General features: G+C 47.9%; 3 protein-coding genes and 1 pseudogene. 3 read left to right on the top strand and 1 reads right to left on the bottom strand.

Going from position 1 to position 6,000, the window contains the following annotated elements; all coding sequences use genetic code 11:
• Positions 1–1,262: 1,262 nt before the first annotated feature.
• From IM273_RS14855 to IM273_RS22495, 3 genes and pseudogenes are all read left to right on the top strand, one after another.
• A complete protein-coding gene (locus IM273_RS14855; protein WP_193055555.1) occupies positions 1,263–3,047 on the top strand; it encodes an ATP-dependent endonuclease in 1,785 nt (594 codons plus the stop codon).
• Positions 3,034–4,851: an ATP-dependent helicase gene (locus IM273_RS14850; RefSeq protein WP_193055554.1), complete on the top strand. Its 1,818-nt coding sequence runs from the start codon at positions 3,034–3,036 to the stop codon at positions 4,849–4,851. The genes IM273_RS14855 and IM273_RS14850 overlap by 14 nt, the downstream gene beginning before the upstream one ends.
• A 174-nt stretch (positions 4,852–5,025) precedes the next feature.
• A pseudogene (locus IM273_RS22495) lies at positions 5,026–5,115 on the top strand (hypothetical protein); the annotation flags it as partial.
• A gap of 168 nt (positions 5,116–5,283) precedes the next feature.
• On the opposite strand, the gene IM273_RS14845 reads toward IM273_RS22495, so the two are convergent.
• Positions 5,284–5,586 (bottom strand): hypothetical protein, encoded by a 303-nt coding sequence (locus IM273_RS14845; RefSeq protein WP_126981310.1) that lies wholly within the window; start codon positions 5,584–5,586, stop codon positions 5,284–5,286.
• Positions 5,587–6,000 lie beyond the last annotated feature (414 nt).

Below are 6,000 nucleotides of genomic sequence, written 5' to 3'. Positions count from 1 at the left end.
ATTATAATATAACAAATGCTAAATTTGTTTTTCATTTAAGGACTCTTTCTGCTAGATTTTCCGTAAAAAATTTTTTTGGGTTGAATATTTCATTGTAAGTTAACAGACTGAAACTTTTAATTATTATGACATTTTGAAATGTATAAGTATAGGTTTTGTATTAAAAAATGAAATGTAGCCATGCAAGTGTCAAGACTCTATCCTGTGTGGGACAGTTTTTAAGTATTAGAAGTGGGCATCTTTGCACATATCTTGTTATTTGAAATCCTGATTCCCACTAGTGGTAATCTTTCGAGTACCATAAGTTACTGTCCCTTTACCCTGTGGCATTGATAAACCGCATCTTGCAGTTTTCCACTAAAGATATCATCATAGTTGGTATCTAACTGTTGATATTGAAGGCTGTTTTTGTATGGTCGAATAATATTTAGTGGACAAAGAAGGCGTATATCCCCAAGAGAATAATTTTTTTACGACATTAAGTAAGTAATATTTTCATTAGAAGAAAGTCACTCCCCGCCAAGCTGAGTCCCTAAAATATTCAGCAGTATAGGAGGCAGTTTGCACGCTATAGACATGAGGGTTTAGAATCATTATACCTAATGCCCTGAGAAAAATTGATCTGCTTCCAGTTGATATTGTGCCGTATCGCCAGGGTATGACCTGTCGTGCCAGCTCATTGTTCTCCAAATCCCAGGATGGCCCGTCCAATGTGAGCAATGCGTAGCTCAGGCTCATTAGGCCGGATACAAGTGTGCCGCGGGCAGTGACAGTGAATAGAGTCTGATAGCCGCTTCGCCTTAGCGCGCCTTGCAGACCGTCACCAACGGTAGCGCGGGAGTTTTCCGGCAATGCCACGCCGATTACCTGCAATATCAGGTCGTGCTGCGCTAAATCAGGTGCTAGCTTTAAAGAGGGTAGCGCCCGGAATAAAACCGGGCTCAGCATTTTCAGGAACCGGAGAAATCTCTTTAATGGGCGAAGGCAAGAGAGGCGAGGAGGTTGTCGCGCAGCCACTGAGCAAGGCAGTGACGACAAAAAGCCACTTTGTGAGATGGATCATAGGCATGGTTTAGCTCTCTGTTACGATGAACTGTTACCTTCGTCGGACAAATAGATTTGATTAGCAAAAAATGTGCAATGACCAAAACCGTTTTGATCGCAACTGCACCCCTCAGCAGATTTGGTCGTGCTAGGCAGTCTCTTGCGGTTTGAGGGCTACTCTTATTTTGGAAGATAATCAAAAAGATAGGGAGGCAGTAATGCGGATTTCCCGAATCCGGTTAATTAATTTCGCCAACTTCTCCGACGTTGATGTTGAAACGGGTGAGAGTATTGTTATTGTTGGTGAAAACAAGGTTGGCAAGAGCAATTTTATTCGCGGCCTGCAACTGATTCTTGACCCAGCGTTGTCTGAGCGTGACCGTCAACTGGGTTTTGAACATTTTTGGGATGGATTGGGCGAAGACAAATTGGGGGAGGCCATTGAAATTTCAGTAGATTTCACTGATTTCACTGACGATCCCCGATTGATGGCTCATCTGAATGACTGTGTCCTTAATCCGGGGCCTCCGATGGTGGCCCGCCTTACCTATCGCTTTCAGCCCAAAACCGAGTTAAATCGAGCTCCAGAATCGTTAAAAGATTATGAGTATGTGATCTTCGGTGGTGCTGATCCTGACATGCATATTGGTGGTGCGTTTCGTCGTATGTTGCCCATCGATGTTCAAGGCGCGTTGCGTGATGCTGAGAAGGATCTTTCAAGTTGGCGCAATTCACCCTTGAGGCCGCTTATTGAAGAACTTTCCGCATCTCTGGACGAGGAGGATCGTGAGGAGATTCAAACCCTGGTCGATGAGGCTCAGCGGGAACTGGCTGGGCATGATGAGGTGGTGGCGACAGCCGAACGAATTAGCGAACGGTTGATTGCTATAGCAGGTGAGCAACATGCCGTTCCGGTATCGCTCGGACTTGCACCGACTCGCGTTGATGCGCTGCTACGTAGCCTGCGTTTGCTGCTCGACAGTGGCATTCGGGGCATTGGCGATGCCAGCTTGGGGACAGCTAATCTGATTTTTCTGGCTCTGAAAAGCCTCGAACTTGATCGTCTTGTTGATGACGGAGAGCGAGACCATACGTTTTTCGTCGTCGAGGAGCCTGAGGCACATTTGCATCCGCACGTACAGCGCCTAGTCTACCGTTATTTCCTGGGTACTGACGGGGAGAATGGTGATGAAAGGGCACCGCTGACAACGATCCTGACCACCCATTCCCCACATATTGCCAGCGTCACGCCTGTCAGATCTATCGTTCTGCTGCGTCATGACGCAGAGGACGAGAAGACTATTGCTGTTTCAACGGCGAACGCACCGTTTACGCAGCGGGACGAAGATGATCTGCAGCGCTATATCGACGTCACCCGCGGCGAAATATTCTTTTCACGTGGGGTGATCCTAGTGGAAGGGGATGCTGAACGCTTTCTTGTCCCTGCATTCGCCGATGCTCTTGATATTCCCCTCGATATGCTTGGGATCACGGTGTGCTCGATCGGTGGAACAAATTTCACTCCGTATGTGAAGCTCCTGGGGCCACGGGGGCTTAATATTCCGCATGTGATTTTGACAGACCGCGATCCTATGGCGGTTGGAGAGCCGCTGGTTCGTAGGAGACTTATCAATATTTTAGACGTGCTTGAGGGAGATGTTGACCATGATGATATGGATACCGATGAAGTGATTGCACGTGCCGGGGTGTATGGATGCTTTGTCAATGAGATCACCTTGGAGCCTGAGCTGTTTACCGGTGGACTGGCCGAAGCCATGCAGTCGGTCATTGAGCGGGAACTATCTCTGGCGCAAGTTACCTTAGATCGGATACAGGCATGGGTGGATGACACGGACCAGCTTGATATAGCCCGGTTGTTGAAACTAATTGAGCGAATTGGCAAAGGGCGGTTCGCCCAGGCGCTGGCAACTTCGGTGTCGGAGGATGTTTGTCCGGATTACATTCGCGAAGCACTGGAGCATATCCGCGATGCCGTTGCGTAGTGTCAGTGCAGCCTATTTGGCTCAGGCTGCCGAGCTGGCCGGGAATCCGGGCCAGTTAGCCGCGTATGAATCCCGTGGGCATTGCGTGGTACTCGCCGGGCCAGGTAGTGGTAAGACCAAGACGCTCGTGCTGAAGCTGGCCCGAATCCTGGCCGAGGATGTTCAGGCTCCACGTGGCGCGGCATGTATCACATATAGCCAAGAATGTGCTCGCGAGCTGATCCGTCGTCTCGAAGCGCTGGGGCTCAGAGAAGCACCGAATCTCTTTATCGGAACCGTCCATGGGTTCTGTTTGCGCCATCTGTTGATGCCCTATGGACGACTGGCCGATTTGCCAATCCCATTTCCGCTTTCAGTAGCTTCTCAGCGTGCTAGCGAGCGGTTACTTCGACAATCTGGTGACCGTCTCTTTGGCCCAAACCATCCCTATAAAGCTATTGATCTCGGACGACATCGCCGTTCGGTGCTGAACCGCAACAGTGTTGCCTGGCGTGCAGAGGAGGAACTCGCTGCCTGGGCCGAGGCCTACGAAGCGGCATTGCGGCAGGAAGGGCTAATCGACTACGACGATATGGTGGTATTCGGCCAGCGTCTGATCGTCGAGCATGACTGGGTTCTACCCTTGGTACAGGCGAAATTTCCGATCCTTGCGGTTGATGAATATCAGGATTTGGGCGTTGCGCTCCACCGTATAGTCAAACGCCTGGCTTTAGAGGGTGGCGTACGCTTATTTGCTGTGGGTGATGCAGACCAATCGATCTACGGTTTCACTGGTGCCGATGGTGCGTTACTCATGGAACTGGCAAGCAGGAGAGACGTTGAAACAGTCAGGCTTCAGTTGAACTATAGATCAGGAACGGGCATCGTCAATGCATCTGAGATGGTGTTGGGTGAGGTTCGTGGTTATCGCGCAAGCGACCCGAACCGCCAGACAACCATTGCGTTCCAGCTGTGTCCGGATGGTCTGGAGGATCAGGCTGTCCATGCTGTCGCGCAGATTATTCCAACTGCGTTAGCTGCTAAGCCGGGTCGAACGCTGGGTGACATCGCCATTCTGTACAAGGACTACCGTGCCGGTGATGTGGTGGCCGATGCGGTGACCGCTGGCGGTTTTGATTACATTCGTGTGGACACCGCAGCACCTTATCGCAAGGTTGCCTTGACGAGCTGGGTGGAGGATTGCGCGGCATGGTGTGCTGGTGGTTGGCGTATTGGGCGCCCTCAACTGCGTGGATTGATAGACCGTTATCTGGCATTTCATCGGGCGAGACTGGATGATGCATGCGCCCGGCGCAAGGGACAGGAGTTAACTAGGCTGCTTTGGGCACTTCGCACCGACCAGCAACCTGCGTGCGATTTTGTCGTGTCGTTGCGCAACGGACTCGTTGATTCCCTGCTGGCTACTGAACCGGCACTTTCTGATCAGGCTGAGCAACTGGAACACATGACTGCAGCACTTGCCGAAGGCGGTGCGTTGGCGCTGCTGGACATAACGAGCCTAGGTGGTCGTGACGGCTCACCTGAACACCTCAATTTGCTGACGCTTCACTCAGCCAAAGGTTGCGAATATGACGTGGTCATCATGGTCGGTTTGGATCTGGGGAATTTGCCGTGGCGTAATGAGGCGCCAGAGAAGCTGCGCGAAAGCCGTCGTCTTTTCTATGTGGGGCTGACCCGCGCACGGGATGAGGTGCATATGCTGTATTCCGGTTTTGTTGATGGTCGCAACGGCCCTATGCGTCTAGGGCGTTCCCCATTTCTGGATGAACTGGAGGCGCGAATGCGAGGGGCCGGTTTATGGTAGTCGGGAATAAATGCGTGATCGAATCTGTGGACAGCCAGCAAAAGAAAACGCCGATAATTGCGCCACCTTCCAATGCTGAACCAAAGGCACAATGCATCTTCCATAATTTAGTCCACTGAACAGGTAAATCATCACCTGCGACTGAAACTGGACCGAAAGATGGTTTGCTACCCGTTAAAAGCGATGAAAAACGATAAACGCTCTAATTTCAAAGCCGCCAGCATGGCATCGAAAACGCATCGTTATTTGATGGATAAAATTTGAGTCTGTTAGCGATTCACCAATCAAACCAAAGCAAGAGCCCGCTCAGGTTTCCCTGAGCGGGCTCTTCAAATTGACTGGACTCGTACTTCATTTGTATCCCTTGTTACAAGGGATGATAATATTTTAATAAAACCACCCCTAATTCATAAGGGGTAGTTTTATTTTAAATTAACCTGTAATAAACAATTTTGACTTGTTGCTAGGCGTTTTAAAATTACTCAATCCTCTCTTTTGCCCTGCATCATGACAAACTAAATATATAGGATATCGTTTATTGTCCCCAATTGTTTCCATATCTATTTTCTTGTTTTTCCCTTCTGCATGGTATTCACCGAATAGATCAGGCTTTGGTTTCTTATTTGTTTTTTTAAAAACGGTATCAAAAGTCAATAAAAGATTGGTTCTTTCTAATGTCCTTTTTTTTACCTTGCAATAGTGGAAGTGATATCCAAAGTTATGGTTTTCAACCACAACACCTTCTTTTGTACCTGGGATTTGTAGGAGATAACATATATTGGGTATTGATTATTGAGGCACAAGCAGCTTATGTTCTTCAAGTAAGATAGCATCACTGTAAATAGGAATGATATCAATAACATCATGATAAAATGGTAACGGAGTTTTAAATTTATTTTAGTATTTTTTCCATTTATTAGTATTTCATTTTCTTGTCGTTGCAAGAGCGTTTCCAAATGAAATTCGATCATCGATTCAAGTTTAAATATTATTTCAAGATAAGATTCTATATTCTTTTCGTCAGGAAATTCTCTTAGAAAGTTCCAATGAAATCTTCTGTTCCAATCACCTATTATTTCTAGCTCATGGATGATTTTTCTAATAAAATCTATTGTTGACCTATCTACTGTTTCAATAGGTTGAACCTTT

Source organism: Enterobacter cloacae complex sp. P13B (assembly GCF_014895915.1).
Classification (GTDB): domain Bacteria; phylum Pseudomonadota; class Gammaproteobacteria; order Enterobacterales; family Enterobacteriaceae; genus Enterobacter; species Enterobacter bugandensis.
Note: the sequence above shows the minus strand (reverse complement) of the source record. Positions and strands in the feature narration are given on the sequence as shown.